The organism is Arthrobacter sp. CJL-S3 (assembly GCF_056711635.1).
This window is the reverse complement of sequence record NZ_CM160046.1, coordinates 4,007,076-4,023,635: the sequence shown is the minus strand read 5'-3', so window position 1 is coordinate 4,023,635 and position 16,560 is coordinate 4,007,076. Positions and strand designations below refer to the sequence as shown.

The window sequence follows — 16,560 nt, the reverse complement described above, 5'->3', positions numbered from 1 at the left end:
CCGACGGGCAGCCGGCAGGAGCACCATGAGACTTTCCCGAAGCGCCAAAGTCATCCTCGGCGTCGTCACCGCGCTGGTGTTCCTTTTCATCTATCTGCCGCTGCTGCTGGTGGTGGTGAACTCCTTCAACGCGGACCGGACGTTCGGCTGGCCGCCGCAGGGGTTCACGCTGGAGTGGTGGGGGCGGGCCTTCGATTCCCCCGGCGTCCGCGAGGCCGTGGTGTCCTCGCTCTGGGTGGCGGCGGTCTCGACCCTTATTTCGCTGGTGCTGGGGACGCTCCTGGCGCTGGCCCTGCTGCGCTACAAGTTCTTCGGCCGGGACGTCATCAGCCTGCTCGTGATCCTGCCGATCGCGCTGCCCGGCATCGTGACCGGCATCGCCCTGAACAACATGTTCACCACCATCCTGGGTGTCTCGCTGAGCATGTGGACCGTCGTGATCGCGCACGCCACCTTCTGCATGGTGACCGTGTTCAACAACGTCATCGCGCGGCTGCGCCGGATGAGCGGCGGGCTGGAGGAGGCGTCCGCGGATCTGGGCGCCGGCGTGTTCACCACGTTCCGGCTGGTCACCTTCCCGCAGCTCCGCTCCGCCCTGCTGGCCGGCGGCCTGCTGGCCTTCGCGCTGAGCTTCGACGAGATCATCGTTACCACCTTCACCATCGGCGCCGGGGACACCACCCTGCCGATCTGGATCCTGCAGAACCTCTTCCGCCCCAACCAGGCGCCGGTGGTCAACGTCGTGGCCGTCGTCCTGATCGTCGTCTCGATCGTGCCGATCTGGCTCGCGCAGCGGCTGTCCCAGGACTCAGTGGGGATCGGCGCCACCCGGGTGAAGGTGACGGAGGGTTAGTCCGCGACCCGGTCGATCGACACGACGGCCAGGAAGCCGCGGCCCAGGATCTCGGGGGTGTCGGTGTCGGAACCGACGACGGCGTCATAGCGGTCGAGCGTCGTCGGCTCGGCCGCCTGCGTCCCGGGGGAGCCCGCGGTTGTGACCGCGTCCGGCCCGGTGCCGGATCCGGTGCCGGACGGTGTGCCCGGCCCGGCGCCCGTGCCTGCTGCCGAATCGGCGCCCGACGGCGCGCCCGGCCCGGTGCCGGCGGTGCCGGGAGTGACGGCAGCCTGGCCCTGGAGCAGGATCCCGAGCTGGCCCTCGAACACCGGATGCGCCCGCTTCTTGGAAAGTTCGATGATGGACGTGTAGCCCTTAAAGACGCCCTGGCGGGTGATGACGTTCAGGTCGCGGATATCGCCCGTAGGCAGTGCCCCGGTCGCGGCGGCGTCGCCGGAAAAACGGAACGGGCGGTACTTCTCGAGCGGGTGCTCGGCGCCGTCGACGCTGAGCAGCAGCAGTTCCCCCTCCACCACGGTGAGGACGCGGTCCATGCCGGGGTACGCCGAGAAGTCGCCGGCCTTGGACACCTCGGCGATGCTCACCCGCCAGTCCCAGTCGGCAGCCGCGGGGCCGCCGTCCTGCGCGGGGGCGGCCTGTGCGGGGGCGGCCGCGGGGTGGCTGGCCAGTTCGCGGGTCACCCCGCCGCCGTTGCGCCAGGGGTGGGCTTTCAGCTCGGCATAGCGGATGATCTGCATCCCTCCACCCTATCGGCCGGCCGGTAACGTCATCGCGGGGCCGGGGCCGGGGCCGGGGCCGCTGCCACCAGCCCCGAGGTGAGATTTGGCGCCCATGTTCTGGACTAACATGGGCGCCAAATCTCACCTCGGGGGCCGGTGAGGCGTCGTCTTGCTGCCGTCCTTGCTACCGTCGGAGGCAGAGACAAGGTAAACACCGAAGAAGGAGCCGAATTGTTCGTCAAGGTATGCGGGCTCAGCACCCCCGAGTCGGTCCGGGCCGCGGCGAAGGCCGGGGCGGACGCCGTCGGCTTCGTCCTGACCCGCAGCCCCCGCGAAGTGACGCCGGCGCAGGCACGGGAACTCCTGGCCCACGTCCCGGCCGGCCTCCCCGCCGTCGGCGTCTTCCGGCACGAGGCCGCGGCGGACGCCGCCGCACGCGCCCGTGAGGCCGGTCTGGACTGGGTCCAGCTGCACGGCGACCGCACCCCGGTGGACGTGCGCACGGTGCACGACGCCGGACTCAAGCTCATCCGGGCCGTCACCATGGCCGCCGCGCCCGAGACGTTCGCGGACTGGGGCGAGGAACTGCTCCTGATCGACGCCGCCGTCCCCGGCTCCGGGGAGGCCTGGGACTACGCCTCGGTCCGCGCCAAGGGGCTGGCGGGGCGCAGCTGGCTGCTGGCCGGCGGGCTCGATCCCGCCAACGTCGCTGGCGCCGCCGCGCAGGCCGGCGCCTGGGGTGTGGACGTCTCCTCCGGCGTCGAATCCTCCCGCGGGGTGAAGGACCTGGCCAAAATCCGGGACTTCGTGGCGGCGGCGAAGTCCCTGGCCGCGAAACCCTGAAGATGCTTTAGGGGCCCTGGCTGTCGAGGCCGTCGCGCCGGGCTTTGGTGAACTCGTTGAAGTCGGTCTCGTTCTGGTCGGCATAGGCGGCGGCAAACGCTGTGAGGGCGCGGTCGAAGGCTCCTCCGGATCCCAGATAGGCGGCGATCGCGATGGGGCTGCCGGTGCGGGCGTGGGCCCGGGCGAGCGTCCAGGCACAGAGGCGGGCATGGGCTGTGAGCCGCGGCGCGGAAACGGTTGCAAGGTCGGCGGAGGTTTTCCAGTCCCAGAGCTGACGGACGTAGAAGTCGCGCTCGACACCGTCGAGGCCCTTGGTCCGTAGCCAGCCGAGCAGCACGTCGCTGGAGGCCTGGATCAGGCGCTGACCTTGGATGACCCGTTCGCCGTGGTTTGGGTAGTGGCTGGCGCCGAGATAGGCCTCCAACGCGGAGGCCTCGGCCTGTTTCAGCTGCAGCACCAGGGGATCGGAGTGCTCTCGACCGACCAGCAGCACGATCCAGCTGAGCGTGCCGACACTGCCGACGCCCACGACCTTGCGGGCGATGTCTTCAAACTCGTAGTGATCGAGCAGGGATTGCCGATCGTGGGGGAGGGTGAGCCGGTAGTCGGCCAGCACTCCGCGAATCCCCTTCTCAAGTTGCTGCGCCTCGAGGCCGGGCAACAGCTGGCGGAGCGGGACCACCAGGGGCGGATCGCTGATGATCCTCGGACGTCCGTCGACCACCTGCGTCAGCTTGCGGGCGGCTCGGGCACTGTCCTTGCCCAGTGCCCGGGCGACTTCGCGTTCCGCATCCTTCAGAGCCTGACCGCCGAGGTCACTCCTGATGGCCGGGAGCAGGGATTGAACATCGAACGACGCATACCAGATCTCCAGCGGGGTCATCTCCGAGAAGGATCTCATGGCTTCGCGGTAGGCTTTGGCGGCCTCAAGGACAGCGTCCAGCCGTTCCTCCCCGTCAAAGCCGCGGTCCCGGGCTGAGATCTCAACGCTCGCCACTAGCCTCTTGACGTCCCATTCCCACGGCCCCGGGAGCGTCTCGTCGAAGTCGTTGATGTCGAATACGAGGCGTCGTTCCGGGGAAGCAAAGCCGCCGAAGTTGCCGATGTGGGCGTCTCCGCAGAGCTGGACGGTCAGCCCGGTGCTTGGGGTGTGCCGGAGATCCGCAGCCATAATGGCTGCTCCGCCGCGGAAGAATGCGAATGGGGACGCGGCCATCCGCTCGTGTCGGAGCGGAATGAGCTCGGGAACGCGGGTCTCTTCCTGCGCGCGAAGGATGTCCAGCGGGTTCACCCGGTCCGGGGGAGCGGACCATTCGCTGTGACTCCTGCGGGGTGTGCTTTTGCGCAGGAGCTTGCCGAGGACGGCTCCCCGCGCCGTTGACCGTCCGGCGTCGGAGACCGACGCCGGGATGTCCGTCGTATCCGTACTTTGCATCACGTTCCTCCGTGTGGGTCTTTGGAAGGCTTTGGAACGAATCTGCGGCAGAGGGTGGCCTATCTGTTGCTTGCCTTCGGCACTCCGATGCCTGGAGCAATCTGGTGGGGGCCCGCGGCGGATGGTCGCACATCGAAGTCGAATACAGCCGCTGGAATGTATACCGTGGAGCACGAATTCGGGATGTCCACTACTCCGGACAGGCGCCCTTCGATGGGGACTGCACCCAGGATGATGTAGGCCTGCTCCCTGCTGTAGCCGAACTTGCTGAGGTAATCGATGGCGTGGAGGCAGGCTCGCTGGTAGGAAAGGTGCGAGTCAAGGTAGCGCTGTTCACCGTCCAACGTCACGGATGTCCCGGAAAATGCCAGCCATTGACTGAACTGGGGCTCGACGTTGCCGGGCATGAAGATGGCGTTTTCGCTCACCCCGTAGGTTTCCATACCGCCCTTGATAATCTCCACCCTGAGGTCCATGAAACCGCCCATCTCGATGGCGCCGCAGAACGTGATCTCGCCGTCGCCTTGCGAGAAGTGGAGATCGCCCATGGAGAGGTTGGCCCCGTCCACGAAAACCGGGTAGAAGATGCGGGTGCCCTTGGACATGTTCTTGATGTCTTGGTTTCCGCCGTTCTCACGCGGAGGCGCGGTCCTGGCTGCTTCCGCGGCCACCCTGTCAAAGTCCGCAGCCGGAAGGTGTCCGAGGACTGCATGTCCGGCCTCGGGCGGTAGAGCCAGCGGCGGCACCCTGGTCGGATTCGTGGCGATCAGGTCGCCCTCGCGTTTGTTCCATTTCGCGAGGAGCTGGGCCGAGGGGGCCGTCCCCATCAACCCCGGGTGGATAAGTCCGGTGAATGAAACGCCCGGCACATGGCGCGATGTTGCGACTTGCCCTGTGAAGTCCCAGATGGCCTTGTAGGCGTCAGGGAACTGCTCGGTGAGGAAGCCTCCGCCGTTGCTGGTGGCGAAAATGCCGGTGTATCCCCAGCCCTGCCCGGCGAGCGGGCCGGAATCTTCCTGGGGGATCGGGCCGACGTCCAGGATATCGACGACAAGCAGGTCGCCGGCCTTGGCGCCTTCGACGGCGAAGGGTCCGCTGAGCTTGTGCACGGTCAACAGCGGGGCGTTGAGAATATCTTCGGCGGAGTCGTCGTTGACGATCGCTCCGTCGAACCATTCCCGGCAGTCCACGCGGAACGAATCTCCCGGTTTGATCGTCGCGACCGGCGGAATGTCGGGGTGCCATCGGTTGTGACCGATTTTTTCCTGATCCTCGAATTTCTTGCTGGAGTCCAGTGTGAATATTTTCGCTGGCATTTCATCTCCTTATGAATGGCGCCATGAATGGCGCCGCTTCTTGTCGGTTAGGGGCGCGGCAATTTCCGATGTAGCGGGTTGGATGAATATTGCTGGACGCGCCTGGGGGTGCCGGGAATCTGTGAGGTTACAACTTCGGGCTCAGCGGCACTGCGTTGCGTGGAGTCGATCAGGCGGAAGGCCGGAGAGCCGGTCTTGGACAGGTGCGGCACGCTGATCAGCCTGCGGGATGGTTCCCCGCATGAGGGGCAGGGCAGAGTGTCCGGGGCGTCTCCGATTGGGTGGGATGCTTCAAAGCGTGTGCTGTCGGAACAGAGGTACTCGTAGATGGCCATCGGGGCTCCTTTGAGCGGCAACGTTGTTTCGCGGCCCGCCAACGTTCGTGGCGTCCCCGTGGGCGGTACTGCTTAGCGTCGCCTTCCGGCCAATGAAGGCGGCAGTCACCAGGAAGATGGCGGCCAGGGCCGCGATACCGCTGACGGGTCGTGGGCTCGCCGCGGCCCAAGTGAAGGAGGAACGCCGAAATCGTGCCGGTCAGGTGACTGATGAATACCGTGAAGCCCCGGAGAGACGCCGGGTGGGAAGGGACGCGCGATCCCAAGGTGAAGACACCTCAAGGCTAGACGGCGCCCACGCTGCGAACTAAGGACTTTTGGCCTACTCTGCTGAACCGGGCAGGGGGAGGCTCCTGTTGCCTGGGACAGGTGGCGCACCGTTCAAAGGATTCTGCCCAGGAGCGACCCCTCCGGTTCCGGCGGAAGGCTAGCCGGGCCGGGGCGCCGTGGCTAGCATGGCTCTTTGGGGGAGTACCCCGATGACCCGGCGGGCCCGGCCCGCCACCCGCGAAGGAGACCGTTGTGACCCTGCCCGAAGGTTTGACCCCCGGCGTCTGGACGCTGGACATGTCCCACAGCGAAGTCGGCTTCAGCGTCCGCCACGCCGGCATCAGCAAGGTCCGCGGCCGCTTCAACGAGGCCATGGCGGAGGCCCGGGTCGGCGATTCCCTGGCCGACTCCAGCCTCCATGCCAGCATCAAGACCGCCAGCTTCGACTCCGGCGACGCCAACCGGGACGCCCACGTCCGCGGCGCTGACTTCTTCGACGTCGAGGAGTACCCGGAGATGACCTTCCGCGCCACGGGCATCAGGGGCGACGGCGAGGACTATGTGCTGACCGGCGACCTCACGATCCGCGACGTCACCAAGCCGGTGGACCTGGAGGTCGAGTTCACCGGCGTCGCGGTGGACCCGTTCGGCGCCACCCGCGCGGGTTTCAGCGCGGAGGCGGACATCAGCCGCAAGGAATTCGGCCTGACCTGGAACGCCGCGCTCGAGGCAGGTGGGCTGCTGGTCAGCGACAAGGTCAAGATCAGTGTCGAGGCGGCCATGGTGAAGCAGGCCTAGCCGGCAGCCGGGTCAACGTTTAGAACAGCAGCAGGACGAAGCCGCCGACCGTGGAAACGATCCCCACCCCGGTGAGGATCCAGCCAATGGTCCAGGCGGCGTTGTCCTGCTTCGGCGGCGTGAGCCCCCAGCGGGACGGGTGGCACACGTCGTAGAAGAGGTCGACGTCGGACCCGACCACCAGCCCCTGGGACTCGGCCGCCGGCAGCAGCGACCGGTGGTCGGCGTCGTGGTGGTCCGTCCAGCTGTAACCCGTGAACCCGCCGGCGCTGATGACTTTGCCGGTCGTGCCGGCCCACTGGCAATGGCGCCGGCGCAAAATCCAGCCCCACACCAGCAGCGGCAGGCCCAGCACGAAACCCACCCAGGTCATGACTTCGAGGATGGGGCCCAGCAGGTCCCCGAGGCTTGTCATCTGCGCGCGTCCCGGGCGGGCGGCGTCAGCGGGTGACGCGCGAGCGGCGCAGGAAGAACATGATGCCGGCGCCCACCAGGACCAGGAGGCCCACGTAAAGCAGGAACTGCACGGCCTCCACAACAAACCCGACGACCAGCAGGACGACGGCAACGATCAGGGCAATCTTCAGGAGTGCAGGCATGTTCCCAGTATTGTGCCCTTTCGTGCGTTCGCAAAGCGCCCGGCCCGACGCCCGCGTCACGGGACACATTTCAGGAATTGTTCAGGGTGAACCCCTAGGCCGGATCGGCCTCCGACGGGGGAGAATGGAGCCATGAAGACACTGCTCAACATCATCTGGCTGCTCTTTGGCGGGCTCTGGCTCGCGCTCGGCTACTTCGTGGCCGGCATCATCTGCTGTCTGCTGGTGGTCACCATCCCCTGGGGGCTGGCGTCGTTCCGGATCGCCAACTATGCGCTCTGGCCGTTCGGGCGCACCGTGGTGGACCGGCCGGGCGGCACCGGGGTGTTCTCCCTGCTCGGGAACGTCATCTGGCTGCTCGTCGCCGGGATCTGGATCGCGATCGGCCACGTGATCACCGCGTTCGCGATGGCCATCACCATCATCGGCATCCCGCTGGCCATCGCCAACCTCAAGCTCATCCCGGTCTCGCTCATGCCGCTGGGCAAGCAGATTGTCCCGACCGACAGGCCCTTTGTGACGACGTACAGCAAGGCCTACCGCTAACCGTTGTAGAGGAGAAGTCCCGCAATGTCCGAGCATGTCACCGCCGTTCCCGCAGCGTCCGGCCAGGACGGGCCCGCAGCCCCGCCCGAGGACCTCATGCTGGTCATCACCCGCGAATTCCAGGCCCCCATCGCCCGGGTGTGGTCCGCCCTCACGGATCCGGAACAGGCGGCGGCCTGGTGGGGTCCGCGCGGGTTCCACGTACCCCGCGAGAGCATCGACGCGGACCTGGAGATCGGCGGCCTGTACCGGGCCTGCATGGTCCAGGACAGCACCGGGGAGGAACACTGGTGGAGCGGGGTCCACACGGACATCGAACCGCCCAACCTGTTCATCTTCACCCACGCCTGGGACAAGCCGGACGGCACCCGGGGCTTTGAGACCGAGGTGACCTTCCAGCTGGAGGAGATCGACGGCGGCACGCGGATGACGTTTTTCCAGGGCCCCTTCGACACGATCGACAACCGCGACGGCCAGGGCGTCGGCTGGCGCGAGTCCTTCGAGCGGCTCGCCGACCACCTCCGCCGCAGCCCCTGACCTGCCAGGTCAATGCGGGTTGCGTGCCGCCTACGGCTTCAGGGCCGCGGATTCGAGGGTTTCGTAGCTGATGTTCCGGAGCTCCTCGTCCGCCTCGTTGACCTGGAGCACGTAGCCGTCGGGATCCGCGACAGTGAAGTACCGGCCGAAGGTTTCATCAATGATGGCGGACGGCTCGAAGCCTGCCGCTGCCAGGCGTTCGGCCAGAGGATCGAGCTTCTCGTCACTGGTGAACTGCAACGACACCGCGCCCGCATCGAGGTGGGTGCTGGGCGTTGCGGCGATATGGAGTCCCAGCCCGCCGCCCCCGCCATGCAGTTCGGCCCAGGTGCCGCTGGTGGCCGCGGCCTGCTCCGTGAGGCCAAGCATGGCGTAGAACCGGTTGGACTTCTCGATATCCCGCACGTAGCGGATCGGCGTGATTCTCATGATTCCGAGCCTTCCTTGCTGTTGAGGACTTGCATCAGAGCTTGTTCGACATAGGCGGAGAGGGAGAGCCCCTCTTCGATGGCGGCATGTTTGACCCGCTTCACCAGAGGCGCCGGCAGATACACGTTGAACTGCGTTTTCTCGACCATAGCTAGGATGCTAGCAATCTAGGACGAGGATGGCTAGGCCCGTCGCGGAGGAGTGTGTTCTTCGCTGGGCCTCCGCCCGGCGCCTACCCGAGCTCGGCCTGCAGGTTCTTCCGGGCGGCGTCCAGCCACAGGGCCCGGCCGCGCGGTGTGTGGAAGAGCGGATCCAGCGCCATGAGCTGGCGGACGACGGCGGCGCGTCCGGCGGCGAAGTCGTCGTCGCCGATGTGCGCAAAGTCCTGCCGGACGGCGGCGAGGTACCGGGCGTAGGCTGCCGGCTCCCCGCCGAGCACGGAGAGGTCGGCGTCGCTGAGCAGGGCGGCGGCCCCGTCGCCGGGCTCCGGCTGGTGGTCGGCCGTCATCCGCACCAGACGGGCCACCTCGTCCACCTCGGCCGCGGGAAGGCCGGCGTGGGCCAGCCGGTCCTCGGCGAGCCGGGCCGACTCCTCCTCGTCCTGGCCCGCGATGCCGCGGTAGACGGCGTCGTGGAACCAGGCGGCGAGCAGCACGGCGCGGGGCGGATCGGCGGGCTCGGTGAGGAGGTCCAGGGCCTCCAGGACCGCCAGCAGGTGCGTGCGGCCGTGGTATTTCCGGTGCTCCTCGCCCCAGCGGTCCAGCAGGTCCAGGAAAAGCGCGTCGTGGCCGGGCAGCACGGTGTTCCAGCGCGTCAGCAGGGGGAGCTTGAGCGAGCCGCTGCGCCGCCGGGCCGGGATCCGCAGCCCGCTGTCGATCAGTTTGCGGACCAGGACCCGCCCCTCCACCGGAACGGCCCCCGCGGCCACGAGGGCTCCGTACCGGGCCTCGGCGACGTCGTAATGGTCGCCGTCGAACGCCCTGTCAGGGATGCCGGCTGCCCCCGCGAAGGCGTGCAGTTCCTCCAGCGAGGTGTCCGAGATCAGGTGCGAGAAGTGTGTTCCGTGCGCCGGCCAGAGCGGAGGGTCCAGGTAAATGGCCATGGGGAAAGTCTAATCCGGCCGCGGATCAGCCCTGGCTGGCGTCGGCGGCGGCGGTGTCCGAGGACTGCTCCGCCTGGGTCTGCGCACGGACCGGCTTGGAGCGCACGCCTTCGCCCTTTTCATTCAGCTGGGTCTCATGCTCGGCTTCGGCGATCTCCGCGGGCGTGATGTCGCCTCCTGAGTTCCAGGCCTTGATCGCGGCCCAGGCCACCGCCACGAGGGGGACGGCCAGGATGGCGCCGATGATGCCGGCGAGGATGGTGCCGGCCGTGAGGGCCAGCAGGATGACGAGGGCGTGGACGTTGAGCGCCTGGCCCATCACCACGGGCTGCAGGAAGTTGCCCTCCAGCTGGTTGACGACGATCACGACAATGATGACGACCAGCGCCGCGAGCGGGCCGTTGGCGACCAGTGCGACGAGCGCCGCGAGGATGCCGGCCAGGGTGGCGCCGATCAGCGGGATGAAGGCTCCGATGAACGTCAGTGCGGCGAGCGGCAGCGCGAGCGGCACCCCCATGATCACCAGCGCCAGGCCAATGAAGAACGCGTCCACGAAGGCCACGATGGAGGTTCCGCGCACATAGCCGCCGAGCACGTTGAGGCTCCGCTCCCCGGCGCGGCGTGCCCTGACCAGCTTCTCGCCCTTGAACGCCCGCAGCATGAAGGCCCAGATGCTTTCGCCGTCCTTCAGGAAGAAGAACAGGATCACCGCCATGAGCACGGCCCCGGTGATGAAGTTGCCGGCCGCGCTGAGCCCGGAGATGGCGCCCGCGCCGACGGTGCTGCTGGTGGCGAAGTCGATCGCGGCGTCCCGCGCCTGCTGGATCTGTTCGTCATCAATGGGGATGGGGCCGGTGCGAATGAAGTCGTAGACACGGTCGAAGCCCTGCGTGGCCTTGTCGGCCAGCTCGTCCGCCTGGCTCATGACAGCGAAGACGATCCCGGTGATGACGGCGCCGAACGCGAGCAGGAGCGCCACGAACGACAGAGTGGTGGCGGCGGTGCTGGGCCAGCCGCGGCGGCGCAGCCAGTGGACGAAGGGGGCGATCGCGGCGGCAAGGATCAGCGCCAGCAGCGCCGGGATCACCACGAGCCGCACCTGGATCAGGGCGTACACCACGACCACGGTCAGAACCAGCAGCAGGAGGACCTGCGCGGTCCTGATGCTGGCGCGGCCCAGGCTGTCGTTCCAGGGGGTTGTCTTGTCCGGGCTGCCCATGCTGCTCTGTCTCCCACTATCGGATGGTCATGTTACTTACCAACCGTCTCACAATCGGAGGCCCCAGCCCGCGGGGACTGGCCCGTTTATGTGGAAGTGGCGGGCCGGATGTTCTGGTTGCCGCGGAAGGTGTTCTCCGGATCGAACTCCCGTTTCACGCGGGCCAGCCGGGCGTAGTTCTCGTCCCCGAAGGCCGCCCGGACCCGTTCCTGGCCCTCGTCGCCGATGAAGTTCAGCCAGACGCCCCCGGTTGCATAGGGTGCAATGTCCTGGCGGAACCTCTTGACCCAGGCCTTCGCCTCCTGGCCGCCCTGCGGGGTGTCGCCCAGGCCGAAGGGGTGGGTCACCCAGTTGGCGTTCCGGTTCAGCAGCGGGGTGGCAGCCGCTCCGGCGCCTCCCACGGCGCCGCCCCAGTGCGCCACCATCTGCTGCGAGCTCGGTCCCGGCAGGTGGCGGGCGGAATCGATAATGACGTCCAGGGCGGCATCGGAAAGTTCCTCATGGTAGTCCGCGCTCCAGTAGTTGTACTTGCCCGGCGGGTCGTCCAGCGAGCACTGGAAGTCGGCGTAGCCGGTGTCCACCACCAGGTCCACGGCAGGCTTCAGGTCCCGGTAGGGTTTGGCGTGTTCGGCGCCTTCCGCCGCGTTCCCGGCGTAGAGGTAGACGACGGCGACCGCCATCTTCCCGACCAGGTCCGGAGGCGTGCCGGGCTCGTCCGGGACGGTGACATAGAGGATGGTCGCGGATTCCTCGTTCGGTGCCGCGAGGGCCAGTTCCCGGTAGCCCCGGCTGATGTCATCCGCCGCATCGCCGGGCCACAGCATCAGCCCGGCGTGGACCGTCGGGCCGAGCCGGTGCAGCCCGAAGGTGAACGACGTGGCGACGCCGAAGTTCCCGCCGCCGCCGTGCAGGGCCCAGAACAGCTCGGGGTTCTCCGCCGCGCTCGCGGTGACCTTTTCCCCGGAGGCGGTGACCAGGTCCACGGAGACGAGGTCGTCGCAGGCAAAGCCGAAGGCCCGCTCCAGCCAGCCGGAGCCGCCGCCGAGGGTGAATCCGGCCAGGCCCGTGGTGGAGACCCGGCCGCCGGTCAGGGCGAGGCCGTGCTGCTGGGTGGCCCGGTCGAATTCCCCGCACGTCAGTCCGGCGCCGGCAGTGACCGTGCAGGCGTCCGGGTCTACGCTGACGGACTTCATCGGCCGCACGTCGATCACCAGGCCGCCGTCGTTCAGTGACATGCCGGCCACGGAATGGCCGCCGGCGCGGACCGCGACGGCGAGGTTGTGGTCTCTGGCGTAGTTCAGCGCCTCGGCGACGTCGGCCGGGGTGCTGCAGGGGGCGATCACCGCCGGGCGGCGGTCGATCATGGCATTGAACAGCGTCCGGGACTCGTCGTAGCCCGGGTCAGCAGGTGTAATCCACTTCACGGCGGTGCTCCTCGGCGACCGCGGCTCCCACCCCTCGCGGAAATTTTAGGTCCGGTGACGGCGCCGGGGCTAGAGTCCGCGCTTAGGGCCGGCCGGAGCCGACGCGGGCCGGGTGGTCCGATTTTGCGGGCCCGGAACCGTTTCCAGTCCGCAAATGCGGGTTAGAGTGGCCTTATGCCTAATATTCGCGTTTCCGAGGCGGCCCGGCTGCTGGGTGTCAGCGATGACACCATCCGGCGCTGGACCGAGAACGGAAGCCTGACCCCGCTCAAGGACGACGCCGGACGGCTCGCCGTCGACGGGCTGGAACTCGCGCAGCTTGCCCGGGAGCAGGCCCAGCTTCCGGAGGACCCCGCCAAGGCCGGCAGCTCCGCCCGCAACCGCTTCACCGGCCTCGTCACGGCCATCACCGCCGACACCGTCATGGCCCAGGTGGAACTGCAGTGCGGGCCGTTCCGGGTGGTCTCCCTGATGAGCAGCGAGGCCGTGCGGGAACTCGGCCTGGAGCTCGGCTCGGTCGCGACCGCCGTCGTCAAGGCCACCACGGTGATCATCGAAACGCCCAAAGGCAAGGGCGTCATATGAGGCCCGCCCTCAGACCCAGGGCCGGCGCCAGGGCCGGCGCCGCGGTGGCGGCAGGAGTGGTTGCCGCCGGCCTGGCGGGCTGCGCCGCGCCGGCCGGGGACAACGGGGACGCAGGGAAGACCGTCACCGTTTTCGCCGCGGCCTCCCTCAAGGCCCCCTTCACGGCGCTCGCCGAGCAGTTCGAGGCCGCGCACCCCGGAACCACCGTGACCCTCAGCTTCGCCGGGTCCTCCGACCTCGCCACCCAGATCAGCCAGGGCGCCCCGGCGGATGTCTTCGCCTCCGCCGACGCCGACACCATGGCCAGGCTGAGCGGCGCGGGACTGGTGGAGGGATCGCCCCGGGACTTCGCGAGCAATGTGCTGACCATCGCCGTGCCCCCGGGGAACCCCGCGTCCATCGCCTCCTTCGCCGATCTCGCCCGTCCCGGCGTCAGGACGGTCATCTGCGCGGCGCAGGTCCCGTGCGGCGCGGCCGCGAAGGCGGTCGAGCAGGACACCGGCGTCACGCTGACACCGGTCAGCGAGGAATCGTCCGTGACCGACGTCCTGGGCAAGGTCATCTCGGGGGAGGCCGACGCCGGGCTGGTCTACGTCACGGACGTGATGGCCGCCCGGGACAAGGCGCAGGAGGTCCCCTTCCCCGAAGCGGAGCAGGCGGTGAACACCTATCCGATCGCGGCGGTGCGGACCGGCAAGCACAAGGAACTCGCGGCGGCATTCATTGACGCCGTTCTGGGCACGGACGGCCAGCAGCTCCTCCGCGGCGCCGGCTTCGGAACCCCTTAGGTGCGCATGCGACGCCGGAGGGACAGCGCCTACAACGGGATTCCGCGCTGGGTCATGGCCGTGGCCGCCGTCGGGTCGCTGCTTGTACTGCTGCCGCTCGCGGCCATGCTGGGCCGGGTCAACTGGCCGCAGTTCATCCCGCTGATCACCTCGGAATCCTCGCTCACCGCGCTGGGGCTGAGCCTCCGCACGGCCGCCGCGAGCACGGTGCTGTGTGTGCTGTTCGGGGTGCCGCTGGCGCTGGTGCTGGCCCGCGGCGACTTCCCGGGCCAGCGGCTGCTGCGGTCCTTCGTCCTGCTGCCGCTCGTGCTGCCCCCGGTGGTGGGCGGCATCGCGCTGCTGTACGCCTTCGGACGCCAGGGCCTGCTGGGGCAGAGCCTCGAAATCGCCGGCATCCAGATCGCATTCACGACGACGGCGGTGGTGCTCGCCCAGACCTTCGTGGCCCTGCCGTTCCTCGTTGTCAGCCTCGAGGGCGCCCTCCGGTCCGCCGGCAGCCGGTACGAGGCCGTCGCCGCGACCCTCGGCGCGCGCCCCACCACCGTGCTGCGCCGGGTCACCCTGCCGCTGGTCCTGCCCGGGCTCGCGTCCGGGGCCGTGCTCTCCTTTGCCCGGAGCCTGGGCGAATTCGGCGCCACGCTCACCTTCGCCGGCAGCCTCCAGGGTGTCACCCGCACGCTGCCGCTGGAAATCTACCTGCAGCGGGAGACCGACGCCGACGCCGCCGTCGCGCTGTCCCTGCTGCTGGTCATCGTGGCGGTCGTCGTCGTCGGGCTCTCCTACCGGGGGCCCGCACCCGCCGGCTCCGGCAGCCGGACGGCCCGCCCCGGCACCCCCGGGCGGGCGGCATGACGTTCACGCTCGACGCCGCCCTCGCCGCCCGCCGCTTTGAGGTCTCGCTGAGCCTGGCGCCGGGGGAGACGGTGGCCGTGCTCGGCCCGAACGGGGCCGGCAAATCCACCCTGCTCTCCGTCGTCGCCGGGCTGCTTCGCCCCGACACCGGCCGGGCCGAAGTGAACGGCCGGGTGCTGTTCGACCTCGGCCCGGGCGTGCACACCTGGACGGCGCCGCACCGCCGCGGAACCGCCCTGCTGGCCCAGGACCCGCTGCTGTTTCCGCACCTGAGCGCCCTCGAAAACGTCGCCTTCGGGCCGCGGAGCGCGGGGATTCCCAGGCGGGAGGCCCGGGAGACCGCCCGGCACTGGCTGGCCGAGGTCGACGCCGCCGACCTCGCCGGCCGCCGGCCGGGGAGCTGTCCGGCGGGCAGGCGCAGCGCGTGGCGGCGGCCCGCGCCCTGGCCGTGAACCCCGAGATCCTGCTGCTGGACGAGCCCCTCTCCGCCCTGGACATCCATGCGGCTCCGCTGCTGCGCCGGCTGCTCAAGCGCGTGCTCGCCGGGCGGCGCGCCATCATCGTCACCCACGATGTCCTGGATGCCTACATGCTCGCGGACCGGGTGATTGTCATGGAGGAAGGCCGGATCACCGAGGACGGGCCCACCCGTGAGGTCCTCCGCCGGCCGCGCAGCCGCTTCGCCGCGGGGCTGGCCGGGCTGAACCTGGTGTCCGGAACCGTGACGCCCGCCGGGATCCGGTCCGCCGAGGGCCTGGAGTTCGCGGGCCAGCACGATGCCCCACTGGTTCCCGGGCAGGCCGGTGTGGCGGCGTTCCCGCCGTCGGCCGTGTCGGTGTTCCTGAGCGAGGCGCACGGCAGCCCGCGGAACTCGTTCCGCGTCACGGTCACGGACCTGGAGCCGCACGGGGACCAGATCCGGGTCCGCGCCGGCGAGCTGTCCGCGGACGTGACCCCGGCCGCGTCCGCGGACCTCGGGCTGGCGCCGGGCCTTGAGGTCTATTTCGTGGTCAAGGCGGCGGTGGTGTCGATCTACCCGGCCTGACGGCGGCCGGAGGCGCCGGGCTCCCCGCGGTCCTTGCGGACAGGGTGCTGGCTGACGATCGAGACCCGGTTGAAGGCGTTCATGGCGATCACCAGCCAGCTGATGGCGGAGAACTGCCCGTCGGTGAGGTGTTTCCGGGCGGCGGCGCCCTCGTGCTCGCGCGCCCGGGCGTCCGAGATGTTGGTGATCGCCTCGGCCAGGGTCAGGGCGGCGCGTTCCGTCTCGGTGAAGAGGTCCGTGTCCCGCCAGGCCGGCAGGACGGCGAGGCGCTGGGCGGATTCGCCGTTTTTCAGGGCGTCGCCCACGTGCAGGTCCAGGCAGTAGGCGCAGCCGTTGATCTGCGAGATGCGGACATTCAGCAGCTCGATCAGCGTCCGGTCCAGGCCGGCCTCATCCGCGGCCTCCTTGGCTTTCAGGCCCAGCCCGTTGAGGGCCCGCCAGGCGGCCGGGTGCTCCTTATCCAGAAAGATGGACCCCGTGGTGTGGTGCTGCGCTGCCGCTTTCTCATCCATGGTCAAAAGACTACCCACGGAAAACTCAAAACAGGGACGTGACAGATTTGTCATAAGTGTGACAAGATACCTGAACAACTAAATCCCCTGCGGGGAGCGGTTCCCTCGACCGCCCCACGGAGCTGGCCCGCCGACATCGGGCCAGCCCCCATCCAACGACGGTCGGCTCCTTGGGGGAGCCGACCGTCGAGTGGTTTAACGGGGCTTAGATCTCCTGGCGCCGGGGGACATGTCCAGCCCCGGGCCCGGGGAGGGGGCATATTAGGGCTATGTCCAGCAGCCCGCCCGCACGGAGGGCATGTCCCTTCCCGGAACCGGACCCGCGCCTGCACACGAGCGTGCATGCCCAT

At 68.8% G+C, this 16,560-nt stretch carries 20 protein-coding genes and 1 pseudogene; 9 read left to right on the top strand and 12 right to left on the bottom strand.

Annotated elements, in window-relative coordinates; genetic code table 11:
• Positions 1–25: 25 nt before the first annotated feature.
• Positions 26–853, top strand: coding sequence for an ABC transporter permease (locus AC06G6_RS18495; RefSeq protein WP_307465206.1), 828 nt, complete (start codon positions 26–28; stop codon positions 851–853).
• Here AC06G6_RS18495 and AC06G6_RS18490 read toward each other — a convergent pair.
• Positions 850–1,593: a HutD/Ves family protein gene (locus tag AC06G6_RS18490; RefSeq protein WP_479824572.1), complete on the bottom strand. Its 744-nt coding sequence runs from the start codon at positions 1,591–1,593 to the stop codon at positions 850–852. The genes AC06G6_RS18495 and AC06G6_RS18490 overlap by 4 nt on opposite strands.
• A gap of 213 nt (positions 1,594–1,806) precedes the next feature.
• Here AC06G6_RS18490 and AC06G6_RS18485 point away from each other — a divergent pair, with 213 nt between their 5' ends.
• Positions 1,807–2,418 carry a phosphoribosylanthranilate isomerase gene (locus tag AC06G6_RS18485; protein ID WP_479824570.1) on the top strand — a complete coding sequence of 204 codons (612 nt, stop codon included), beginning with the start codon at positions 1,807–1,809 and terminating at the stop codon, positions 2,416–2,418.
• Positions 2,419–2,425: 7 nt separating this feature from the next.
• Here AC06G6_RS18485 and AC06G6_RS18480 read toward each other — a convergent pair whose 3' ends face one another.
• The 3 genes from AC06G6_RS18480 to AC06G6_RS18470 are packed head-to-tail and all read right to left on the bottom strand — an operon-like array spanning position 2,426 to position 5,504.
• The gene (locus tag AC06G6_RS18480) at positions 2,426–3,853 is read right to left on the bottom strand and encodes a DUF2252 domain-containing protein (protein ID WP_479824568.1); all 1,428 of its coding nucleotides are present in this window, start codon (positions 3,851–3,853) and stop codon (positions 2,426–2,428) included.
• Positions 3,854–3,912: 59 nt separating this feature from the next.
• On the bottom strand, positions 3,913–5,169 hold the full coding sequence (gene fmdA / locus AC06G6_RS18475) for a formamidase (protein WP_479824566.1): 1,257 nt from the start codon (positions 5,167–5,169) through the stop codon (positions 3,913–3,915).
• 47 nt (positions 5,170–5,216) lie between these two features.
• Positions 5,217–5,504, bottom strand: coding sequence for an FmdB family zinc ribbon protein (locus tag AC06G6_RS18470; protein WP_479824564.1), 288 nt, complete (start codon positions 5,502–5,504; stop codon positions 5,217–5,219).
• Between the two features lie 522 nt (positions 5,505–6,026).
• On the opposite strand from AC06G6_RS18470, the gene AC06G6_RS18465 reads away from it, so the two are divergent.
• The gene (locus tag AC06G6_RS18465) at positions 6,027–6,572 is read left to right on the top strand and encodes a YceI family protein (protein ID WP_479824562.1); all 546 of its coding nucleotides are present in this window, start codon (positions 6,027–6,029) and stop codon (positions 6,570–6,572) included.
• A 19-nt stretch (positions 6,573–6,591) separates the two neighbouring features.
• Here AC06G6_RS18465 and AC06G6_RS18460 read toward each other — a convergent pair whose 3' ends face one another.
• Entirely contained in the window at positions 6,592–6,987 is a 396-nt protein-coding gene (locus AC06G6_RS18460) for a hypothetical protein (RefSeq protein WP_479824560.1), read from the bottom strand.
• 25 nt (positions 6,988–7,012) lie between these two features.
• Positions 7,013–7,171, bottom strand: a complete 159-nt coding sequence (locus AC06G6_RS18455) for a hypothetical protein (RefSeq protein WP_307465212.1) — start codon at positions 7,169–7,171, stop codon at positions 7,013–7,015.
• Between the two features lie 132 nt (positions 7,172–7,303).
• Between AC06G6_RS18455 and AC06G6_RS18450 the strand changes: the two genes are divergently transcribed.
• Both AC06G6_RS18450 and AC06G6_RS18445 read left to right on the top strand, forming a co-directional pair.
• Complete coding sequence (locus AC06G6_RS18450; protein ID WP_479824558.1) at positions 7,304–7,717, top strand: YccF domain-containing protein; 414 nt, start codon at positions 7,304–7,306, stop codon at positions 7,715–7,717.
• A gap of 24 nt (positions 7,718–7,741) precedes the next feature.
• Complete coding sequence (locus AC06G6_RS18445) at positions 7,742–8,254, top strand: SRPBCC family protein (RefSeq protein WP_479824556.1); 513 nt, start codon at positions 7,742–7,744, stop codon at positions 8,252–8,254.
• A 30-nt stretch (positions 8,255–8,284) separates the two neighbouring features.
• Here AC06G6_RS18445 and AC06G6_RS18440 read toward each other — a convergent pair whose 3' ends face one another.
• The 5 genes from AC06G6_RS18440 to AC06G6_RS18420 form a co-directional block, all read right to left on the bottom strand.
• On the bottom strand, positions 8,285–8,683 hold the full coding sequence (locus tag AC06G6_RS18440) for a VOC family protein (protein WP_479824554.1): 399 nt from the start codon (positions 8,681–8,683) through the stop codon (positions 8,285–8,287).
• Positions 8,680–8,832 carry a ribbon-helix-helix domain-containing protein gene (locus tag AC06G6_RS18435; protein ID WP_479824552.1) on the bottom strand — a complete coding sequence of 51 codons (153 nt, stop codon included), beginning with the start codon at positions 8,830–8,832 and terminating at the stop codon, positions 8,680–8,682. Before AC06G6_RS18435 ends, AC06G6_RS18440 begins: the two co-directional genes overlap by 4 nt.
• 83 nt (positions 8,833–8,915) lie before the next feature.
• Positions 8,916–9,785 carry a DUF4031 domain-containing protein gene (locus AC06G6_RS18430; protein WP_479824550.1) on the bottom strand — a complete coding sequence of 290 codons (870 nt, stop codon included), beginning with the start codon at positions 9,783–9,785 and terminating at the stop codon, positions 8,916–8,918.
• A 25-nt stretch (positions 9,786–9,810) separates the two neighbouring features.
• Positions 9,811–11,004: an AI-2E family transporter gene (locus AC06G6_RS18425; protein WP_479824548.1), complete on the bottom strand. Its 1,194-nt coding sequence runs from the start codon at positions 11,002–11,004 to the stop codon at positions 9,811–9,813.
• An 86-nt stretch (positions 11,005–11,090) separates the two neighbouring features.
• On the bottom strand, positions 11,091–12,428 hold the full coding sequence (locus AC06G6_RS18420; RefSeq protein ID WP_479824546.1) for an FAD-binding oxidoreductase: 1,338 nt from the start codon (positions 12,426–12,428) through the stop codon (positions 11,091–11,093).
• A gap of 174 nt (positions 12,429–12,602) precedes the next feature.
• Here AC06G6_RS18420 and AC06G6_RS18415 point away from each other — a divergent pair, with 174 nt between their 5' ends.
• The 4 genes and pseudogenes from AC06G6_RS18415 to AC06G6_RS18400 all read left to right on the top strand — a co-directional run bounded on the left by AC06G6_RS18415 (position 12,603) and on the right by AC06G6_RS18400 (position 15,698).
• Positions 12,603–13,013, top strand: a complete 411-nt coding sequence (locus AC06G6_RS18415) for a TOBE domain-containing protein (RefSeq protein ID WP_479824544.1) — start codon at positions 12,603–12,605, stop codon at positions 13,011–13,013.
• Complete coding sequence (modA, locus tag AC06G6_RS18410) at positions 13,010–13,801, top strand: molybdate ABC transporter substrate-binding protein (protein WP_479824542.1); 792 nt, start codon at positions 13,010–13,012, stop codon at positions 13,799–13,801. The genes AC06G6_RS18415 and modA overlap by 4 nt, the downstream gene beginning before the upstream one ends.
• 6 nt (positions 13,802–13,807) lie before the next feature.
• Positions 13,808–14,653, top strand: coding sequence for an ABC transporter permease (locus AC06G6_RS18405; protein ID WP_479824540.1), 846 nt, complete (start codon positions 13,808–13,810; stop codon positions 14,651–14,653).
• Positions 14,650–15,698: pseudogene (locus AC06G6_RS18400) on the top strand (sulfate/molybdate ABC transporter ATP-binding protein). The gene AC06G6_RS18405 and the pseudogene AC06G6_RS18400 overlap by 4 nt, the downstream one beginning before the upstream one ends.
• Here the strand turns inward: AC06G6_RS18400 and AC06G6_RS18395 are convergent.
• The gene (locus AC06G6_RS18395) at positions 15,686–16,210 is read right to left on the bottom strand and encodes a carboxymuconolactone decarboxylase family protein (RefSeq protein ID WP_479824538.1); all 525 of its coding nucleotides are present in this window, start codon (positions 16,208–16,210) and stop codon (positions 15,686–15,688) included. The pseudogene AC06G6_RS18400 and the gene AC06G6_RS18395 sit on opposite strands and share 13 nt — an antisense overlap.
• Positions 16,211–16,560: the final 350 nt, after the last annotated feature.